General features: G+C 41.5%; 15 protein-coding genes. 2 read left to right on the plus strand and 13 right to left on the minus strand.

Translation table 11 applies throughout. The features are described 5' to 3' along the window. Positions 1-84: 84 nt before the first annotated feature. The 9 genes from K8F54_RS11485 to K8F54_RS11525 all read right to left on the minus strand — a co-directional run bounded on the left by K8F54_RS11485 (position 85) and on the right by K8F54_RS11525 (position 13,778). Entirely contained in the window at positions 85-1,626 is a 1,542-nt protein-coding gene (locus K8F54_RS11485; RefSeq protein ID WP_290791024.1) for a YifB family Mg chelatase-like AAA ATPase, read from the minus strand. Between the two features lie 156 nt (positions 1,627-1,782). Then, a complete protein-coding gene (locus K8F54_RS11490) occupies positions 1,783-4,245 on the minus strand; it encodes a S8 family serine peptidase (RefSeq protein WP_290791031.1) in 2,463 nt (820 codons plus the stop codon). A gap of 90 nt (positions 4,246-4,335) precedes the next feature. Continuing rightward, entirely contained in the window at positions 4,336-5,904 is a 1,569-nt protein-coding gene (gene pgi / locus K8F54_RS11495; protein WP_290791034.1) for a glucose-6-phosphate isomerase, read from the minus strand. 5 nt (positions 5,905-5,909) lie between these two features. Continuing rightward, a complete protein-coding gene (locus K8F54_RS11500; protein WP_290791036.1) occupies positions 5,910-6,761 on the minus strand; it encodes a BadF/BadG/BcrA/BcrD ATPase family protein in 852 nt (283 codons plus the stop codon). 3 nt (positions 6,762-6,764) lie between these two features. Then, complete coding sequence (gap, locus tag K8F54_RS11505) at positions 6,765-7,766, minus strand: type I glyceraldehyde-3-phosphate dehydrogenase (protein WP_290791038.1); 1,002 nt, start codon at positions 7,764-7,766, stop codon at positions 6,765-6,767. A 13-nt stretch (positions 7,767-7,779) separates the two neighbouring features. Further along, entirely contained in the window at positions 7,780-8,766 is a 987-nt protein-coding gene (pfkA, locus tag K8F54_RS11510) for a 6-phosphofructokinase (protein ID WP_290791045.1), read from the minus strand. Between the two features lie 321 nt (positions 8,767-9,087). Next, positions 9,088-11,079 (minus strand): cytochrome c biogenesis protein CcdA, encoded by a 1,992-nt coding sequence (locus K8F54_RS11515; RefSeq protein WP_290791048.1) that lies wholly within the window; start codon positions 11,077-11,079, stop codon positions 9,088-9,090. A gap of 7 nt (positions 11,080-11,086) precedes the next feature. Further along, positions 11,087-12,397 (minus strand): tRNA lysidine(34) synthetase TilS, encoded by a 1,311-nt coding sequence (gene tilS, locus K8F54_RS11520; RefSeq protein ID WP_290791049.1) that lies wholly within the window; start codon positions 12,395-12,397, stop codon positions 11,087-11,089. Between the two features lie 79 nt (positions 12,398-12,476). After that, the gene (locus K8F54_RS11525) at positions 12,477-13,778 is read right to left on the minus strand and encodes an anthranilate synthase component I family protein (protein WP_290791054.1); all 1,302 of its coding nucleotides are present in this window, start codon (positions 13,776-13,778) and stop codon (positions 12,477-12,479) included. Between the two features lie 73 nt (positions 13,779-13,851). On the opposite strand from K8F54_RS11525, the gene K8F54_RS11530 reads away from it, so the two are divergent. Both K8F54_RS11530 and K8F54_RS11535 read left to right on the plus strand, forming a co-directional pair. Beyond that, positions 13,852-17,238 (plus strand): TraB/GumN family protein, encoded by a 3,387-nt coding sequence (locus tag K8F54_RS11530; protein WP_290791055.1) that lies wholly within the window; start codon positions 13,852-13,854, stop codon positions 17,236-17,238. Further along, the gene (locus tag K8F54_RS11535; protein WP_290791061.1) at positions 17,229-17,363 is read left to right on the plus strand and encodes a hypothetical protein; all 135 of its coding nucleotides are present in this window, start codon (positions 17,229-17,231) and stop codon (positions 17,361-17,363) included. The genes K8F54_RS11530 and K8F54_RS11535 overlap by 10 nt, the downstream gene beginning before the upstream one ends. Positions 17,364-17,370: 7 nt before the next feature. Here K8F54_RS11535 and K8F54_RS11540 read toward each other — a convergent pair whose 3' ends face one another. The 4 genes from K8F54_RS11540 to lpdA form a co-directional block, all read right to left on the minus strand. Beyond that, positions 17,371-17,913 (minus strand): NAD(P)H-dependent oxidoreductase, encoded by a 543-nt coding sequence (locus K8F54_RS11540; protein ID WP_290791064.1) that lies wholly within the window; start codon positions 17,911-17,913, stop codon positions 17,371-17,373. A gap of 365 nt (positions 17,914-18,278) precedes the next feature. Continuing rightward, positions 18,279-19,817 (minus strand): T9SS type A sorting domain-containing protein, encoded by a 1,539-nt coding sequence (locus tag K8F54_RS11545; protein WP_290791067.1) that lies wholly within the window; start codon positions 19,815-19,817, stop codon positions 18,279-18,281. Between the two features lie 19 nt (positions 19,818-19,836). Next, the gene (locus tag K8F54_RS11550) at positions 19,837-20,742 is read right to left on the minus strand and encodes a T9SS type A sorting domain-containing protein (RefSeq protein WP_290791069.1); all 906 of its coding nucleotides are present in this window, start codon (positions 20,740-20,742) and stop codon (positions 19,837-19,839) included. 89 nt (positions 20,743-20,831) lie between these two features. Then, complete coding sequence (lpdA, locus tag K8F54_RS11555; protein ID WP_290791071.1) at positions 20,832-22,232, minus strand: dihydrolipoyl dehydrogenase; 1,401 nt, start codon at positions 22,230-22,232, stop codon at positions 20,832-20,834. Positions 22,233-22,247 lie beyond the last annotated feature (15 nt).

The raw sequence follows: 22,247 nt of genomic DNA on the forward strand, positions 1-22,247 counted from the left end.
AATATAGATGGGCACGCTTTACAAAAGCGCGCCAGTTCACAAAAGCGCGCCAGTTTACAAAAACGTGCCTGTCACAACACCTCATCACCCAAACCATCCTTCTCTGTCCAAACTTCTATACTGAATGGCTTCGGAAATGTGGTTCCCCGATATATTTTCTGAAGCTTCCAAATCGGCTATGGTTCGAGCCACTTTTAAAATGCGATCGTAGGCTCTGGCCGAAAGATTAAGGCGTTCCATCGCAGTCTTTAACAACTGCAAGGATCCTTCATCAAGCTTACAATACTTCCGAATCTGCTTTACCCCCATTTGTGCATTGTAGTGGATCTTTTCGTTAGTACTGAAGCGCTCCGACTGCAATTTTCGCGCCTTAGTCACCCGTTCTCGTATTACCACACTTGGTTCTCCCCTTCGCTCATCACTTAATTTTTCGAAAGGAACCGGCGTTACCTCAATATGAATATCAATTCTATCTAACAGAGGACCCGAAATCTTACTTAAATAACGCTGCATTTCGAGCGGTGAGGACGTGACAGGAGCATCGGGGTCGTTAAAATACCCGCCCGGACTCGGATTCATACTTGCTACCAACATAAAACTAGAAGGATAGGTTACGGTAAACCTAGCTCGTGAAATGGTCACATCACGGTCTTCCAGAGGTTGTCTCATCACTTCCAACACACTGCGTTTAAACTCGGGTAATTCATCTAAAAACAACACCCCATTATGCGCCAGCGATATTTCGCCGGGCTGGGGATATTGCCCGCCACCCACTAAAGCGACGTCGGATATGGTATGGTGCGGACTCCGAAACGGGCGTTGCGTCATCACACCACCCTTTTCTTGTGTTCTGCCGGCCACACTGTGTATTTTGGTGGTTTCCAAGGCTTCCGACAAGGAAAGTGGAGGTAAAATACTTGGCAGCCGTTTGGCTAACATGGTCTTGCCAGAGCCCGGTGGTCCAATAAGGATGATATTATGTCCGCCTGCCGCAGCTATTTCCATACAGCGTTTGATGGATTCCTGTCCTTTTACATCGGCAAAATCGAATTCGGGGTTTTGGAGGTGCTCATAGAACTCGGCTTCCAAATCGACCATGGTCGGCTCAAGCGGTATTTCGGCGTTAAAGAAATCGATCACTTCTTTAATATTTTCGGCACCATAGACTACCAATTCATTTACAATGGCGGCTTCCTTTGCATTTTGCTTCGGAAGAATAAACCCTTTAAACCCTTCTTCCTTCGCATTGATAGCAATGGGCAGGGCGCCTCTAATGGGTTGCAAACTTCCGTCCAATGAAAGTTCTCCCATGATTATGTATTCGGCCAAAGGGATCTTTTCTACAATTTGTTCGGTGGCCACAAGAATTCCCATAGCCAGTGTGAGGTCATAGGCCGACCCCTCCTTGCGCATATCGGCAGGAGACATATTGAGAATTAACTTTTTCCCCGGAATTTTATACCCGTTGTTTTGCAGTGAGGCCGCAATTCTAAAGTTACTTTCACGAATCGCATTATCGGGTAATCCAACCAAGTGGTACCCTATTCCTTTATCTACATTGACTTCTACGGTGATTGTGGAGGCATCGACGCCGAAGACGGCACTCCCGTATACTTTTGTAAGCATCTTATAAAATTAAGCGGGGAGTTGCTTTGTGAAAGATACTAATTATTTGGTATTTGTTAAAGAAAATAGGATGGATTGATTTGGTTTCATCGTACCACCATTAAAAAAACCCTTACCAAATGGCAAGGGTTTTCAAAAGAATAATTTTAAAAATTCTTACTTCTTGATGATCTGAACTATTGCGATAGTATCTTCAACCGTTACTCGTGCAAAATAAGTCCCTGCACTCAATCCTGATATATCCAATTGTGTATTGTTTGAAGTAGCCTTTTCAGAAATCATCACCTGTCCAAGTACATTCAGTACTTCAACAGAAGAGATAGTAGAAGCAGCTTCAATGTTCAAGACATTCTGAGCCGGGTTAGGGTACACCACCAAACCTTCGACGGTCTGTTCGTTAATCCCAAGGACTCCTTCTACTGTAAAACTCCATACATCAGAGAAGACCCCATCTGCACAAATTGTGTTTGGTTTCACCCTCCAGAAATACTCGGCTCCTTCGGTTACACCTAAAATAAGTACATGTGGTAAAATTACATTTTCAGAAAATTCAATATTCGTAAACCCTGCATCTCTGGCTAATTCGAAATCATAGTTGTCCACTGTTTGATCTCCAACTTCCCAAGTAAAATCGATAACTACGGGTTGGTTTATGGCACCATCCGGAGGATAGGTTAGTCCAATTGCCGGTACTGTAGTTCCTAAAATACGTAGCGTAACATATACGTTCACTGTTTCGGAAGCACCTGTTCCCGTTACTTTTATTTGATAATCTCCGGGGCTTAAACTTCCTATTCCGTTAACTGTTAGCACTACCGTTCCTTCCGAATTTAATGAAGTTGGAGCCACACTTCCGGTTGTTCCTATCGGTAAATCGGATACGGTAAAGTTAATGGTATCTGAAAATCCTGAATTAAACCCAAGATCAATATTAAAGACTGCAGACCCGTCGGAAGCACAAGCTTCTTTAATTCCTTGATGACTTGAAACCGTAAAAGCTTCCTTGTCAATTCCTGAAGCGATAAACGAAAATACCTGTCCGTCATTGGTCAATGCATTATTCTTATGTGAAATCTGGATGATATATTCTCCCGAAGCTCCCGGAATTTCAATCTTCTCGATATTGTCAACAATATTATCTCCATTGGTTGCGGCGGCCGAAAAGTTAGACGGGTCTAATTTCCATGGCATAAAGGTAGTTCCACCATCATCTGAAATACGAAGATCTAAATCGTTCACTAACATTGGCGTTGCGTTGTCATTTACTCCTGACGGCAATAAGGTGCCCGAAGGATCGGTCCAAGTTACAGTTGCTACCAATGGATTTACCCCATCGGCCTGTACTGAAATTGTATACACATCTCCATTCGATAATTCTTCTTCAATCATTACCGAAGCGGTTCCATTATCGGAAATCACCTGAGCAGCTCGTTCTGTATTCATAAGGCCCCATCCAAAACGATAGTCGGGTCCCACTGTAGTTCCTGCTTCATCAGCAGTATGAAGTACCAATCCTCGCAAGGTAGATCCTAACATAAAAGAACTATTGATATCATTGTAGTGTTGTTGTAGTACGGCCAAACTTCCCGTGGTGTTTGGTGCCGACATAGAAGTTCCGTTGTAGTTGGCATAGCTAGAAGCTCCTACCGAGGAGTACATAGCTACTCCTTTGGCTGCGATGTCCGGTTTAATTCTACCGTCATCGGTTGGTCCCCAACAGCTGAACGAAGACATCGTAACACTACCGGGGCCTGTGTAATTTAATACTTCAAAAGTAGCGGCACTTACCAAATTATTCTTGGCAACACCTCTACCAGTTAAGTAGTCATAACCTCCATCACCCGGATTTACTCCAGATTGACGATCATTCCCCGCTGAAAATACAGGCAAGTAATAGGGTGTGTTATAGCAAATATTATCAACGCTCTTTGAGTTCGAATCGTAATACCCTAATTGCCATAAGTCAACACTGGCAATATTATAACCATACGAATGATTTGATACGAGCATCCCTGCTGCTGCGGCTCCTACCATTTCTGAATTGTCATTATTAAAGTCCCAAGCAAGGATTTCTCCTACCGGAGCCATCCCCTTAGCAGCACCGCCTGCCACAGTTCCGGTACCTATCATGGTTCCTGCCACATGTGTAGAGTGGTCACTGAATGAAGCCGGGTTGTCCATTTGTGTCACTCTGTTTTGCAACAACGGATGTGTACCGCGAACACGGCCACCATCCCATTCGCCTATCACCATATCTTCACCGTTAAGATCCAATCCAGCACTTCCGCCTGTATGAACTCTGTTGGTACGTGTTGTAATTCCGCCTTCTCTATTGTGCGTCATTAAATATTTTGGTTTTCCATTTTCAAAAACGCCGACTAAAATAGCGATGCCTCCGTTTGGCATTTCGATAATCTCTTCCCATCCCTTAATGGCGGCAAGATCCAGTGCAGCTTGTTTCTCTCTTGCAAATTCGTCAGCATAGTCCGCCTCCATTCGCGATAATTTTTCTAAATCATAGTTACTTATAATTTGTTGTCTTTCAGCTAAGGTTTGTGCAACCATCATATGTGCTGAACACAAGAAAACCAATAAGTAAAGTAATGTACCTTTTCTCATAGTAAGTTTTAATTAAATTTTTTGATCTTAAGTTGCCGAAAATATCAAAAAAAAGTGAGGATTAGCCAAGAAATGGTTGAATAACCAAAATTATTTTTCTTTTGCTCTTTTAATCAATTGATGCGGGGCTTGTTTTACAAATGAATCGACATCATTAGATTCAATTAACGGCAGTATCGTTTTGGCCAAGGTCTTGCCCAGTTCTACACCCCATTGGTCAAAACTGAAGATATTCCAAATAATGCCTTGCACAAATAGCTTGTGTTCGTATAAAGCAATTAGTGAACCCAACGATTGTGGTGTCAGCTTTTCTATAAGAATCGTGTTGGTAGGCTTGTTTCCTGAAAAGGACTTGAAAGGACTCGCTACGTCTGTTCCATAAGTTCCTTGCAGCAAGGCTTCGGTTTGGGCGAAACAATTGGCCAATAGTTTATTTTGATGGTCTTTATTTCCGTACAGTGATTCAGAAAAAACTATAAAATCGGTCGGAATTAGTTTTGTCCCTTGATGTAATAGTTGAAAAAAAGCATGCTGTGCGTTGGTCCCGGTACTTCCCCAAATGATAGCACCTGTTTGATAGCTAACCGATGTACCATTTCTATCCACTTCCTTCCCGTTGCTCTCCATGCCCGCTTGTTGTAAGTAAGGAATAAACTTCCAAAGGTATTGGGTATATGGGATTACCGCTTCGGTTTCAGAGTTAAAAAAATTAGTATACCAGACCGAAAGTAAGGCCAAGATTACAGGAATGTTCTCCTTAAATTCAACTTCCTTAAAGTGAAGGTCCATTTGATGCCCTCCCTTCAGCAATTCTTCAAACCTTTTGAATCCTATCGCACAACAAATAGACAAGCCAACAGCACTCCAAAGGGAAAATCGACCTCCTACCCAATTCCACATGGGGAAGATATTTGCTGAAGCAATCCCAAATTTCAAGGCTTCCGACTCATTGGCCGTAACCGCGACGAAATGTTTTGCCACGGCAGCTTCAGAAGTATCCTTCAAAAACCAAGTCCGTACGGTATGCGCATTCGTTAATGTTTCCTGAGTAGTGAAACTCTTTGATACTACTATACAAAGGGTCGTTTCCCTATCTAGACCTTTGATCGTTTCTTGCACATGATCCCCATCTACATTGGAAATAAAATGTAGGTTCAAATGATTCTTATAAAACTGAAGTGCTTCCACAACCATATCAGGTCCCAAATGACTTCCACCAACACCAATATTTACAATATCGGTAATCGTTTTTCCCGTATGCCCCTTCCATGTTCCTGAAATAACAGCTTCCGAAAACAACTTCATCTGTTCGAGAGTTGCCTGGACTTCGGGTTTCATATTATCAAAATCGCGCAATGCCGTGTGTAAGGCTGCTCTATCTTCAGTTTCATTAATCCGGGCTCCTGAGAATTGTTGGGAAATTGCTTCCTGTAAACCGACTTCTGAAGCCAATTCCAATAAGAGGGAAACCGTTTCATCTGTGATTCGATTCTTGGAATAGTCAACATAAAAATCCTTCCATTCAATAGCCATACGTGAGGCACGAGACGAATCCTCCAAAAACAACTCTTGCATCTTTAAATCCTTAGCGGACGTAAAATGTTGGGTGAGTTTTCTCCAAGCAGCTGTAGTGGTTGGATCAATAGAAGGTAAGGACATGCGTCTTAAAGTTTGTTTTTAATATAGTAAGCAATCAAGCCATCAATGGGTCTTCTAACGATATTTCCTAACTCCAAATTGTATGTCTTAAAACAGTCCCTAATAATCGCTTCCGAAAAATGAGCAATGGAACCTATAAAATGGATGGGAACGTCATGTGCTTCCTTGAATGTTAGAATTCGGCATTCAATAAACGCTTCAACCCCTTTCTTGATTAGCGCGTAAAAATAATCGTTTATTTCTGAAGAAGTAAATATAAATTGTGCAAAAGATGCTAAGTAGGCATTCGGATTTGGTTTTTTGTACAAATTCATTTTAATCTCATCGGCCTTCAGATTGTATTGCTGCTCAAATTGTGATGCTAGATCAGGCGGCATCTTCTTATAATAATAGTCGGTTAGCAGTTTTTTTCCGAAGTAATTCCCACTCGCCTCATCCATTAACGAATAACCCAAGGCCGGAATAGGAGCGTGGATTTTAGTACCATCAAAATAACAACTATTGGATCCTGTGCCCAAGATACATACAATGCCGGGTTGTGTAGTAGCCGCATAGACCGCTGCTGCCAAATCTTCCCTAACATCGATATTCGATTTCCTAAAAAGTTGCTGCAACACATCCTGAAGCATTTTTCTGGGCGTTTCGGTGCCGCAGCCTGCTCCATAAAAATCTAGTTGTTCCACTTGCCCAAAGATAGCTGCCAGTTCCAAATTAGAACTTATCCTATGCGCTAGGTCGTCTTGAGGCACTACTGCAGGGTTGAGCCCTTCAGTTTGGGTCTTTAAAACTACATTCCCCGAACGATCCAACAGTATCCAATCACATTTGGTAGAACCACCATCGGCTATTAGTATCATATATTAGATTGTTGCAATATGGGCGGTCAAATCCACTAGCTTAGACGAATACGAGTATTCGTTATCGTACCATGCGATTAGCTTAAAGAAATTTTCATTCAGTGCCATGCCCGCATCCGCATCAAAATTACAAGTAAACGGATTACTAACAAAATCCTGCGACACTACCGGCTTGTCAATATAATCTACTATGCCGTGATACGCGCCATTCGCCGCTTCTTTAAAAAGTAATTTTACCTGCTCGTAAGAGGCGGGTTTTTCGGTTCGTACGGTAAGATCGACCACCGAAACGTTTGTGGTGGGTACTCTAAACGCCATACCGGTAAGTTTGCCTTTTAAGCTCGGAATTACTTTGGTGACTGCAACCGCTGCTCCAGTCGTTGTTGGAATGATATTGCTCAACGCACTTCTACCCAAACGATAGTTCTTTCGAGAAGGCCCGTCGACTGTTAGCTGTGATGCTGTGGCCGAATGTATTGTCGTCATTAATCCTTCAACGATGCCCAGATTATCGTCAATTATTTTTGCCAATGGTCCCAAACAATTGGTAGTGCAAGACGCATTGGAAATTATCGTGTCTTCCGGCTTCACCTGCAAATGGTTTACGCCCATAACAAACATGGGTGCGGTTTTGGAAGGCGCAGATATGACCACCTTCTTAGCACCAGCCTTTAAGTGAGCTGAAGCCTTATCAACCTCTTTGAAAATTCCGGTACAGTCAACGATGATCTCGGTCCCTACTTCGCTCCATTTTAAATGAGCAGGATCGCTTTCGGAAGTAACGCGAATGGTCTTACCATCCACAATCAAATTGCCATCTCTTACGGCAACAGTTCCCGGAAATCTTCCATGAACCGAATCGAATTCCAACAAATAGGCTAGATGATCTACGTCCAGTAAATCGTTTACAGCGACCACCTCAACATCTGGGTGTTGAGTAGCAATTCTAAAAACGATTCTTCCTATTCGGCCAAAGCCGTTGATTCCTATTTTTTTTGTACGCATATCTATTCTGAAATTAAAATGACGTAATGTCCGCCACTCGTATTAATTCTCTATCCAATTCGTTTTCGCCTTTGATAGCCTGTTCAAACGGAACAGAGGTCACTTTGTTATGTACAATTCCTATCATCACATTCTTCTCCCCCCGAAGCAAGGCATCCACGGCTCCTACTCCCAACCGGCTCGCTAGTACACGGTCATAGCAACTGGGAGCACCACCGCGTTGTATATGGCCTAAAACGGTCACCCGCACCTCGTATTCAGTTAAATTCTCTTCAATGAACTTCGCCAGTTCGAAAATATTCTTGCCTATTTGATCTCCTTCAGAAACCACTACAATGCTTGAGGTTTTCCCCGATTTCTTACTGCGTTTCAACGACTCCAACAATCGATCCTTGCCTAAATCTTCCTCAGGAATTAAGATCTCTTCAGCTCCTGCTCCAATTCCGGCATTCAAGGCAATGTCTCCGGCATCTCGGCCCATCACTTCCACCAAAAACAGTCGGTTGTGCGAATTGGCCGTATCCCGAATCTTGTCAATAGCTTCTACCACCGTATTCAATGCGGTGTCATAGCCTATGGTAAAATCGGTTCCATTGATGTCATTATCGATAGTTCCCGGAATTCCCACAATTGGAAAGTTGAATTCTTTACTAAAAACCGCTGCCCCTGCAAAGGTACCATCACCCCCTATCACCACTAAGGCGTCAATACTTGCTTGTTTTAAATGATTAAAGGCTTGTAGTCGTCCTTCTTTTGTAAAAAATTCTTTCGATCTAGCCGATTTTAAAAATGTACCTCCTCTATTGATAATATTTTTTACTGACCGAGCATCCAATTCTTTAAAATCACCCTCTCTCAATCCTTCATAGCCTCTGTAAATACCTACACATTCCAGTCCGTGATACGCACAAGATCTTACCACAGCACGTAATGCGGCGTTCATGCCGGGCGAATCTCCCCCACTAGTTAATACTCCAATTTTTCTTGGCGACTGATCCATAGCTGTAAAGCTAGACTTAAAATATAAATCGGGCAATGACAAGCGTCATTTATTCTATTTAAAAACTTATTTATAAAGGAAAAGATGCATTAAAATTAAAGATAAAATACGTGTTTGTACGTATGGATTTATGTGCTCTTGGAAATTATCTTTGAGAATGAATTAGTGAATATGTATCGAAACATTTTTTGTGGGGATAGAAAATCATTTTGATACACCGTTTAAGAGGTTATATAAAATTACTTTTTAAAATTTACTAAGTTAGGTTTGTTATAGCGTCCGGGTTTTCACTCGGACGCTTTTTTTGTGACTTGTCCAATGCTATTTCTTTCCTTCTGAAAAGTTTTTCAAACCTTCTTGTAACCATGCCAAATATTCGTCTGAGTTGGGCGTATACGCAGTAGGCGCATTCAGTAAATTGAAATCCAGATCCAGCAACACATAATAGGGCTGTGAGTTATTCTGGAAGTTTACTGTTTGGAAGGTCGCCCACTTATCGCCAATCGTCTTAATTTTCTTGACCCCGCCGGTTGGCTTTAAAAAACTAAATTTGTCTTCATCGCTAAGCTCCTTTCGATCGTCGACATATAGCGAAATGAGGACATACTCTTCGTTTATGATCTTAAAGATCTCTTCTTCACTCCAAACCTGCTCCTCCATTTTTCTACAATTTACACATGCCCAGCCGGTAAAATCGATCATAATAGGTTTACCCGAAGCTTTTGCAGCGGCCACTCCTTTGTCAAAATCTTTATAGGCATTCAACCCTAGGGGTGCTTCCGTATCCTTGTCGTACAAACTATAGAACAAGGGTGGCGGGAAACCACTTAGCATTTTTAAATTGGCATAGCTCGTATTGGTTAAACCTGGAATTAAATACAATACAAAGGCGAAACTGGCTATACCTACAACTAAATTCCCCATGGGAGGTCGTTTCTTTTTAGGACCATCGTGCGGGAAACGTATAAATCCGAATAAATACAAGGCCATCCCCAAAGCACAAAGAATCCAAATCCCAATAAAGATCTCGCGTTTTAATAAGCCCCAGTGTTCTACCAGGTCTGCATTCGAAAGGAATTTGAACGCCAGACCCAATTCAATAAAACCTAAAACCACTTTTACAGTATTCAACCAACCCCCACTTTTTGGAAGGTTGTTTAACCAATTGGGGAACATGGCAAACAAGGCAAACGGCAAGGCCAAGGCCAATCCAAATCCGCCCATACCCATGGTAAGCTGCATCGCTCCCCCATCACTGGAAAGTGATCCTCCTAACAAGGATCCCAAGATGGGTCCTGTACAGGAGAAGGAAACGATTGCCAAGGTAAGCGCCATAAAAAAGATACCGATGAAGCCTCCTATACTGGATGCTTTATCATCCATTTTTGAACTCCATGAACTCGGTAAGGTAATTTCATAATAACCAAAGAACGAAAAGGCGAAAACAATAAAAATGACAAAGAAGATCACATTCAGTGTTACATTGGTTGAAATATTATTGAGAATCTCCGGATCTACCGAATCCAACAAATGGAAAGGAACACTTAGCAATACATAGATCAAAAAGATAAACAAGCCATACAAAACTGCATTCGCTAGTCCCTTTTGACGGTTTTTAGCACTTTTGGTAAAGAAGGAAACCGTCAAGGGTATCATAGGAAAAACACAGGGCGTTAACAGCGCTATCAATCCCCCAATGAACCCTAAAAAGAAAATGGTCAAATATCCTTTTTCCGAATCTTGGTGCTGAGCCTCTAATTGTTCTTTTCCCTTGATGTCAATAGTAAGTGCCGCCGTTTTTTCAAGGTCAGCTTCGGTAAGCTCTTCGGTGGTAGCGGTGGCACTCCCGCCCGAAAGACCCACTTCAAATGTTTTCGTGTCGGGAGGAAGACATTTTTCATCATCGCAAACCGAATAATATACTTCAACACTGATTTTTAGATTTTCAGGGTTGATCACTTTAATTTTCTGAATAAAGACCGCTTTCTTTTCAAAAAAGACAATATCGGCTTCGAAAACAGGATCCCAAAAAGGATCAACCTCCGGCTCTTGTGTCTTTCCAACCAATTCGAAAGTTTCGGGGCTATTATTATAAGCAAATTCAGTAGGAATAGGTCCCAGTTCAACATCGGCTTCTTCCTGACTGTATAAATGCCACCCGGTATCGATTTTTGCAGTGATTAAGATATTGTACAAGTCATCACTTTCTTGTTCTACCTTGACATCCCAAGCTACAGGATCTAAAAACTCTTGAGCCGACACAGAGGTACAAAACCAACTCAATAAAACGAAAAGTACTGTTAGTTTCTTCATAATCAATTTAGGGTATTCTGCTAATTTTTAAAATTTCTTTTGTTTCCGGGCTTATTTTAAATCGGTCGTCTAAACGCATACCAACAATCCAAACAATTTTGGCATCACTACACAATACCCAGGTATTTTCTTTCGCGACCAAAGATAACTTTTCATCTTTAAAAAACTTGCTCAATTTCTTTTTTCCTTTCATTCCGAAGGGCTGAAAAACATCACCTTCGCGCCATTTCCGAAGCAGCAGTGGGTAGGTGATTTTATCGCTATCGACGTAGACCTCACTAGCCATAATATTTCCCATCTTTTTGGTAGAATTAAATTTTAAATGAATGGGATGGGTAATTTCTTTTTCATTTTCTGAAATAAAAAATTCATTTTTATTTGTTTCTGAAGGAATTTCTGTCAATAAAAGGGCATTTCGATCCTTCAGAAGCCTATGCGTACTCGAAAAAACCTGCTTTCCACTTTGAGCTGTCATCAAAGTCGAAATATCCTCCCAAGCAGTAAATCCAAAGGAGTGCAACAACTCATACAAAAGCGTATCCGAATTTGGCAATTCCTGCAATTTGAGAATATCGATCCGATAGCCTTCCAGTGCTTCCCGAACAACCAATTGAAACACCAGAGCCATATAGTCATCGATAAGCGCTGCGCTCGATTGCAAATGACGCTGTGTTTTCTGAAAGCTTTGAAGCAAGCCTTCATTAGCCTTTTTATACTTCGGAATTACCTCTAGACGCAATTGATTCCGCAGATAATCCGTGCTCGCATTACTACTATCTTCCCGCCAATGCAGGTTGTTCTGCTTTGCGTACTGAAGGAGCTCCTTTCGCGAAAACGGCAATAAGGGTCTGACAATGGTTTCGTTTTTTTCAGGAATTCCGGTAAGACCTCTCAAACCGGTTCCTCGCGATACATTAATAAGGAAGGTTTCAAGTTTGTCATCGGCATGGTGTGCCGTTAACACATAATCGTATTTAAAATCACTTCTTATTTCTTCAAACCAACGGTAGCGCAACTCACGAGCCGCCATTTGTGTAGACAGCTTGTGTTCCGTAGCATATTTCTTGGTGTCGAAAGTTTCGGTAAATACGGCAATGGATAACTTGTCCGCCAGATGAACCACAAAATTTTCATCTTCGTCACTTTCCTTTCCGCGCAGCGAAAAATTACAATGAGCCAGGGCAATATCGTAGGCCAATTTTTTCAACAAATGCGTAAGTGCCACACTATCCAACCCTCCACTACAGGCAATGAGTAATTTCTTTCCGATAAGAAAGTGAAGATTTTGATCGATATGGTTTTCTAATTTTTGAAGCAAGTGAATGTTTCCTAAAAATGAAACGCAAAGTTAAGCAATCAAGACACAACCTCAACTAGGGCATACTGTTATAAAAAATCTAATTTTCCAAAACTTCCCGCATCGCCTTGGCTTTAAGCAGGCACTCTTCATATTCGTTTTCGGGAATGGATTTGGCGGTAATGGCACCACCTACCGAAAAACTAACATACTTCGCCTCGGCATTGTAGAGAATACTTCGAATGATCACATTAAAATCGAAATCGCCATTGGGAGCAAAATAGCCCACCGTTCCACTGTATAACCCACGTTTGGCGTCTTCCAACTTTTCTATGATCTGCATGGCCGAAACTTTTGGTGCCCCGGTCATACTCCCCATAGGAAAGGTGTTTTTTAGTATGGCCACATTAGAAACACCCTTGGCGACCTGGCACGAAATTGTAGAGATTAATTGATGTACCTGTTTAAATGTATACACCTTGCAAAGCTCTTCTACCCTAACGCTCCCCTTCTCTGCGATTCGGGACAGATCGTTGCGAACCAGATCGGTAATCATTATATTTTCACTGCGCTCTTTGGGGTCGTTGCGAAGCAAGTCGGTCATTTTTTGATCCTCTATGGGGTCGTCAAGTCGCTTTGCGGTGCCTTTTATGGGTTGAGAAACAACTGTATCTCCTGTTTTTTTAAGGTATCGTTCGGGGGATGCTGAGAGTAAGTACAGGTCTTGTAGTTTCAGATAGGTAGCAAAAGGCGGTTTGGAAATTTCGTTGAGATGGTGATAACTTTTAAACGGATCGATCTTGGTGTTTTCTGAATAAAATTCCTGACAAAAATTTGCCTCATAGAGATCGCCGCGATGGATATGTGCCAACAATCGATTCACTTTTTCGAAATAGGCATCCTTGGAAGTACGCAGGCTAATTTTTACAGGCTGTTCGTGTTCTACCAAGAAGGATGCTTCGGAAGTTTTGGTATTTAAAATTGCACGCCAATCTGAATCCAATTCATCATCCACACAATTCAAATATTGTATTTCCACTTCATTTTCAGAAAAAAGAAATACCTTCTTGGGCTGAAAGAAATAGAGATCGGGAAACTGTAGGCCATCAAAATTGTTGGAAGCCATTTGTTCGGTATCGTTCTTAAGATCGTAAGTGAGATACCCAAAAAGCCAATCTTCGGTTTTGGTTTGATACTCCTCAAGTTTGGTGAATGCATCTTGGAAGTCGGTCTTAATAGCGGTAAATGCGTCCACTGCTAAAATAGCCTGATACGAACTGTGGTCTTGATCGTAATTATTAGAATCCAACCAAATAACTTCATCAAACTGCTGTGCCCAATGAAGTGCCTGCTTTTTAATTACTTGGGTTGAGATGCCTGATATTTTTTTAGAGAAACGCAAAAAATTGAGATTTAAAAGCTATAAAATTACTATTATTGAAAGATATAGATTACGAATCTAAATATATAATTTAATGTCCCATCCATTCAGCCTGTACTTTTATAAAGCGGGAAGTATCGCCATACTACTTCTCTTCACTTTTACCGGTACTATTTCCTTTTCGCAAAACAGGGATAACTACAATCTGTTGTGGAAAATTGAACACAAGGACGGCGCAAAGGTTTCATACCTTTTTGGAACCATGCATTTACAAGACAAACGGTTGTTCGAATTTAGTGATGCCGTACTGCCAGCTATTAAGAATTCGGAGAGTTTTGCGCTGGAAATTCACCCGGATTCTATTTATGCCGCCATGGCCGATGAGATGTTTACCGTAAAAAAGGAAAACATCTACAAAAGGATCTTAACACCAAGTGAATACAGTAGATTGGACGAGCGGTTTATAAGGATCAATGGAATATCGTTAGATAGCTTTTCGATGAACAATCCCATGATGATTGAAACCATGCTCATCGAAGAGCCGGTAAAAGAAGACGATAAAAACACCTTTGTCGATGTGTATTTGTACGGTATTGCCGATGCTTATGATAAAGAAATTAACGGACTTGAACGCGTAGAAGATCAGTTGCCCTTATCTGAAAATTTAAGCGATTCGGAATTGCGGACCAGCATTTTAGAAATCCTTGATACGAGCGAAGAGGAATACGAGAGAACGATCGAAGAGATGATCCAAATTTATTACGAAGGAGATATTTCTCGCATCCACGAATACGCCATGGGGCTTGGTGCTTACGACGCCATTATGACACAGAGAAACAAAACCATGGCGAATAGTATTAAATCCATTACAAAACACAAGACGCTGTTCGCCGCAGTGGGCGCAGCGCATCTTCCGGGAGAAAATGGCATTATCGAATTATTGAAAAAGGACGGCTATAAGGTGACTAAGGTAGTCGGAACTTTCAATAATAAACAGGAAGACTTCAAACCCGTACTAAATTTAAAGAGATGGTATAAAGGAGAAGATCTTGAACTTGGATACAGTGTCCTTACACCTACCAGGGCCGAAAACTTTAAAATGGAAGCGACATTTGATGTAAAAACATCCATCGATATGCTGTCCGGGGCCAGCTATGCATATTTTGCGATCGACATGCGAGGAAAAGAATTAAAAGAAAACTACGATATTATAGGTAATTACATTCAATACCAAACAGGAGGTGACTCGACAAATATTCTCGAAAAGCGAATTGTGACCATTGACTCGGTTCCTTTTACTGAAGTCATTCTAAAAGGCAAGAAGAAAAATTTTCAAAGAATGCAAATAGGAATGTCAAACCATATAGTTTACGGATTTTTTATGGATGCGAAATGGGATGAAATACGGTCGGACTACTCAAATGCCTTCTTCAATTCGATCAAACTCTTTCCTACAAAAAAAATAAATACCATCTGGAAGGAGTATTACGATCAACCGGGTTCGTATTCGGTGGAGCTGCCAAAAGGCAATGTACGCGATGTCTCCAGGGAAGTTGCAAATCCGTTAGGGGAAGATATTGAACCCTATAAGCTCAATATTTTTATGGGAAGCGATGCCGATGAAAAGGTGAATTATTTACTTCGATATAACGATCAGCCCTCGGGTTACTATATCAATGATGAGGGAGCTTCGTATGAAGAATTTCTGAAGTACTTCAAAGAGAAAGGAACCGTGATCGGAGAGGTCAAGTCTATGGAAACTGAGGGAATCGAAACCCGGGAGTATGAAATTATGTTTGGTGACTCCTTACATACTATTGGCCGAGTCTTCTTTCGCGGGAATCGAACCTATTTCCTTCTTGCCCAAAAATATATTACCGAGGATAAGGTAGATCGCGACAACCCGTTTTTCAATTCCTTCAAGCTCAAAGAGTATGTACCTGTGGCTTTCGATACTGTTGTCACCATAGATGAGCGCTATTCATTTTCTTTTCCGAAGGACTATAAGACACGTATAAGTGCGGAGTATTCCTTTGACGAATATTTCGATACCACCACTACCTATTATGGTCGCCAAGCAGCTTCCGGCGGTGTTTATTTGGTGGAGCACACCAAACTTAAAGCCTATGCCAAGGTTTTATCACTGCCCGAATTTTACGATGAATACATCGAAAACTTAAAGGAATGGAATGATTCCATCGTAAGCAATACCAATATCCAGATTGCCGGATTGCCAGGAAGAGAGGTGTTGTATTCAAATCCAAGTACAAATGTCTTACAGCGTATCCAATTCCTGCTGGACGATGATAACCTCTTTATAATCCAAGGGTATTATGGGAAAGAAGAACACGAGGCGAAGTTTTCCGAATCCTTTTTCGAGAGCTTCAAAAAAGGTGACGGCCAACAACGATTTGACAGGATACAATCGAAGGCATATCTAATTTTTAAACATTTAAAATCGAAGGATTCAATTCGGTTTAATAATGCGTTCGGAGCTTTGAGTTATTATGAATTTGAAAAAGAAGATGTATCGCTCTTGTCGAAACAAATGTCGCATTCGTTTAAAGACGACACCTTGCTTGAGGGGGCTAAGAATAAAATTATAGCAGCTCTGGCTCCGTTGGGCAATGATAAGACGCTTTCAGAATTTAAAAAAATGTATCTGGATCGCAGGACCAGCGCGATTCAAAAACTGGCGCTGATAGGTGCCATTCCGAAGGTTCCTTCTAAAAATGCAATCACTACTTATTTCGATCTGTTAGCGAATCATCCGCCTGATCGAATAAAAGATATTCCCTATCCCGTTCTTGATCCCTTGTATGACACCACCGTGGTGTTTGCAGAAAATGCCAATCGGATCATTCCACTGCTTAAAACAGAGCGATATCGAGACAAACTACTTTCCTATGTCAGTGATCGAACGCAGTACGACAGCTTGGATGTGAGTGATTTTATAAAGTTTATAAAGGATATCGTGGCACATTTCGAAATAGACGTCACGCGTTATATGGACAGCATTTCCAGAGAAAAGTACGAATACTGTAACTATTCACTTATGTATAACTATTTGGAGGTTATTAATACCCTGGAAGTAAATCCGGACGATGTCGCTACGGGTCTCGATAAGCTTATGTCGCAACTTGAATCGGACAACTGGTTACAGTCAAAAGCGCTGATTACTTCCTTACATATTGGCGCTCCTGTAAAAGAGGCCGTGCTGAAGAAAGCTTTGGATACACTGTATTCCCGTTTTGAAATCATGGAAGCTCTAATAAATAGCGGCAACTTAAAAAATGTTCCTGAAGCCTATTTGGAGCCTCAGGAATTCGCTAGATTATGCATTTATAATGTATTGGTAATTACGAAGGGTACCCCTATTTTATTGATTTGGTGGGCATCTTTACTGAAAATGAAAAGGACTATTTTGTGTTTTCTTATGGTTTTAAGGATGAGGATAATACGGCGAGATACGTGGCGGTAATTGAAGATATTCCGGTGGTTTTACACGACTTTAAACGTAATTACGGATATTTCGACAGGGATACACTTGTAGAGGACTGGGAAGCTCAGGGAAGACAATTGCTCAAAAAGTATAATGAAGAATAACTAAACGTTATACGTCTATTTCATGGGCAAAATTTTGCAGCACATCAATAAATCCTAGTTGAAGCACTTCGTTGGTAATTTCCTTTTTTTCTACTGAAAAGTTTTCAGAAAAAGAAGGAAAAGCAAAACTCTCAATAACGGTTCCGCCATAACGCGGCAATACACCCTTTGTATATTCTAAAGCCGAAAGGGCGCCTCGTTTTCCGTTGGAGGTACTCATGAGCAACACTTTCTTATCTATCAGGAACTTATATTCCAAACGGGACAGCCAATCCATCGTATTTTTAAAAAAGGCCGAAACCGTGCCGTTATGTTCGTTTACGGAAATAAGCAGTGCGTCTACCGCTGCAATTTCATTTTTCAATAAGCTGAGTTCAATGGGATATCCCTTTTCACGTTCCAGGTCTTCGCTAAATAGAGGTAATGGAAAATCGGTCAGCCTGACCACTTTTACTTGATGGCCTACCATTTTAGATGCCGCATATTGAACTAATTGATGATTGATAGAGGTACTACTGTTGCTTCCTGCGAAGGCCAATATTTTTTTCATGAGGCAAAGATATTTAATTTAAGACGCACAAATTGGCAATACTTACAAAAAGCAACTCTTAAAATTATTCGTTTTTTTACGCAATAATTGAAGTTTGTCGAATATTTAAAACACTTTAACGAATAACTATGTGTTTCAGACATATAAGTTTGATTATGTGTAGGAATTTTCCTTAATATTGTCAAAGAAGTTTAACGGGATGAGAGCTAATCTTATCACTAAACAGAAGTCAAAGATCCATGATTATACCTAAAGGACCCGTTTATAAATAATGAAGTAACACAGCATTTGAAGATTCACCAATCCCCCCGATTGTCTTGATTGGTGAAAAATTAAGAACCATCCGCCCTTGGCGGATGGTTTTTTTATTGTTTTATAAATTTCTGAAGTCCGATACCCCTGGGAGTTGTCACTTCAACAAAATACATACCTGCTTCCAAATTGGAAACAGCGATCGTTGTAGTAGCCGTTAATTCCTTCACCAACCTGCCCTGCATTGAGTATATGTTAACATTCAAAATGTCTTCCGAAGACTGAATAAAAAGTGTTTCACCTGCCGGATTGGGATACAATACAAACGCAATACCTTCAAATTCACTTATTCCTAAAACAGACGTATGAAACGCTTCTACATAATCAATATCGTCCAAATAGTACAAATTATCTGTCGAACTCGATCGAAACTGAACCCCTCCCAAACTTGTGGGATAAGTACCTGCTTCATTGGTAAATGGAGTCCCTTCGGGAATTACTTCCACTCCATCTATTGCGAACTGCCATGTAGATGTTCCTATTCCATCCATAATATCCACATTGACAATTAACTCAAACCATTGATCGTGCGGAAACGAAAAGGCTACATCACCCAGGGCGGTATCGTCGATAAGGCCCACTCCGGGATTTTGATTGTCTTCATTGAAAATGAAATTCCCAACAATTAATTCGCCAACACCAATGGGAAGTTCTCCTTGCAAGTTCCAGGAAGCTTCGTGATTGCTTGGCACGTACATTTGAAATTTGATGCCGGACGCTCCCTGCGTTTGATTGTTCAAGTCCAAGATAAGTTCTGAAGTTCCGTCACCCGGCAGCATTGCCGATTTAGTGCCACTATACGCCTGATCTGTTGTGATAATTGGGCAATTTGACGGACAATCGTACCACCATTCAGCAAAGGGTCCGCCTGCTTCGTATTCCATATCATCTACAAACGGAATTGGCAGCGGATCGATAAACTGGTTCGTATAATAAAAATCATCTAGGTAGTATTCATTATCAGTAGAAATAGAAAAGAAATCCATGCCACCCAAACTCGTGGGGTAAGTTCCGCTACCATCCGTAAAGGGTGTCCAGGCAGGAATCACTTCAATCCCTTTTACATATAGTTGCCAGGTCGCAGTACCAATGCCTGTACTAATGTCAACGTTCATAACTATTTTAAACCACTCATCGTGAGGAAAATTGAAATATACTTCCCCTAATGCAGTATCATCGATAAGTCCAACACCCGGGTTGATGTTGTCTTGGTTAAAATAAAAGTTGCCTACTATCCACTCACCTGCTCCAATGGGAACCGTTCCTTGTAAGTTAAAATAGCCCACTTTATTACTGGGAATGTACATCCAAAATTCCAAGCCCCATTCACCAAAGATCTTATTGCCTAAGTCTAATACGGCATCTGTAGTGCCATCGCCCGGTATTAAACCGGACCATTCGCCACTATGAGCCTGAGCAGATGAACATGCTATACCACATCCTGCTCCGCCTCCACAACCCCACCAAGTCCATATACCACCATCAAGAATTTGTCCATCAAACATACATTCCTCAAAATCTCCTACAAGTTGAGCAGTTGCATTCCAACTTAAAAAAAGCGTGGCCGCCAATAAATAAATTGTCGTTTTCATACCAGTTAGTTTTAAGGTGTTATTTCTTTATAAATTTCTGAAGTCCGATTCCCTTCGGCGTTGTCACTTCGATCACGTAGATACCATCTGCCAATAGGGAGACATCCATAATATCCGAATTATTGCTTTCCATCACTTGTCTTCCTATGATGTTGTAAACTTTGAGCGATATAATATCTTCTTGCGAATGAATTCGCAAGAAATTAGCTACCGGATTGGGAACTACTGAAAAAACAACAGCAGAAACATCATCAATCCCCAAAGAAGGGGTGTGAAAACCATTGATATAATCGAAGGTGTCAATGTACAATTGATTATTGGAATTAATTGAGAAGAAGTCTACCCCGCCCAGACTCGTTGGATAGGTACCGCTTCCATTGGTAAAGGGTGTTCCTGCCGGCACTGCCTCGACTCCATCGGCATAAAACTGCCAGGTGGATGCGTTAATCCCGCTGGAGATATCGACATTGATAATAATTTCGAACCATTCGTCATGCGGAAACGCAAACATAACCGATCCTAGCGCCGTGTCATCAATTTCACCTACACCCGGACTAGTATTATCACGATTAAAATAGATGTTTCCCACAATCCATTGTCCGGCACCTACCGGATACTCTCCTTGTAAATTCCAATAGGCCTCCTTACCAAGTGGTACAAACATCCAGAATTTCAATCCCCATTCGCCGGCTACCTTACTGCCTAAATCTAAAACTACATCGGTAGTACCATCATCCGGTATATATCCGTATTGTACTCCGCTATGTGCATTTCCCACTCCAATCGGTGGGCAACCAAAAGGTGGTCCACCACCCCAGTGCGCCGGACAATTTCCAGCCGGCCATTCCATATCATCATAAAATTGTGCGTTTGCTCCAAGCATGCAGAAACAAAGCACCATCGCCATTAGGTACTTGTTTTTCATAAGAAAAAGTTTTTTTAGTTGTCTCTTAAAGGTACAAAAAAACCATTCGCTTTCGACGAATGGCTTTTAAAAAATTGATTTTTAAGTCTTTAGATATGCAGCGCTCTATCCGCTGTAGCCGCTAGGGCAGCTTCTTTTACGGCCTCTGCATAGGTAGGGTGCGCATGACTCATACGGGCGATATCTTCGGCGCTGGCTCTAAATTCCATAGCCGTAACCGCTTCAGCAATTAAATCGGCGACACGGGCTCCTACCATGTGTACGCCCAATACCTCATCGGTCGTTTTATCGGCAAGGATCTTTACAAATCCATCTATATCGCCACTGGCACGTGAACGTCCCAAAGCCCGCATTGGAAATTGTCCAACTTTGTACACAATATTAGCTTCCTGTAATTGTTCTTCGTTCTTGCCAACCGAGGCTACTTCGGGCCAGGTATAAACAACGCTCGGTATTAGGTTGTAATCGATATGCGGTTTCTGTCCGGCAAGGGTTTCAGCAACAAATACGCCTTCTTCTTCGGCCTTATGTGCCAACATGGCGCCACGAATAACATCCCCAATCGCATAGATATTCTTTACATTGGTCTGCAAGTGTTCGTTTACATCGATCATCCCTCGTTCGGTGATTTTTACACCGGCATTTTCAGCCTTCAAACCGTCTGTGTATGGACGACGCCCTACAGAAACCAGACAATAGTCTCCTGAAAGTGTCACTTCCGCATCTTTTTTATCGGTTGCGGTAACCGTAATTTCGTTTTTCTTTCTTGAAACGGCGGAAACCTTATGCGACAGATAAAACTTCACACCTTGCTTCTTCATCACCTTGGTTAGTTCCCTACTTTGAGCGCTATCCATGGTTGGGATAATACGGTCCATATATTCCACAACAGAAACTTCGGCTCCTAAACGTCGGTATACCTGTCCAAGTTCCAAACCAATCACTCCGCCACCAATGACAATTAGATGTTTGGGAATTTCGGTTAAAGTCAGGGCTTCCGTAGAAGTAATAATACGTTCTTTATCAATTTTTATAAAAGGTAATGTTGCAGGCTTAGATCCGGTGGCAATAATAATATTCTTAGCCTCGATCGTCTGTTTTTTATCACCGGTAATCTCAATATGCGTGGCATCTTTAAAAGCACCCATTCCGGTAAAGACATCCACCTTATTCTTGTTCATCAAAAATTCAATACCCTTGGTGGTTTGTTCAACCACCGATGCTTTCCGCTCGATCATTTTTTTGAAATTGATCTTCACCTCTCCCGGAATTTCAATCCCGTGCTCTGCAAAGTGTTTCATGGCCTCTTCATAATGATGTGAAGAATCCAACAAGGCCTTACTTGGAATACATCCAACGTTAAGACAGGTGCCTCCTAAGACACTATATTTTTCAATAAGGGCGGTTTTCATCCCCAATTGGGCGCAGCGGATAGCGGCTACATATCCCCCGGGGCCTGAACCAATAATGGCAACATCGTAGGTGCTCATAAAGTGTGTTTTAAA

It is taken from the genome of Altibacter sp., from assembly GCF_019913785.1.
Classification (GTDB): Bacteria; Bacteroidota; Bacteroidia; order Flavobacteriales; family Flavobacteriaceae; genus Altibacter.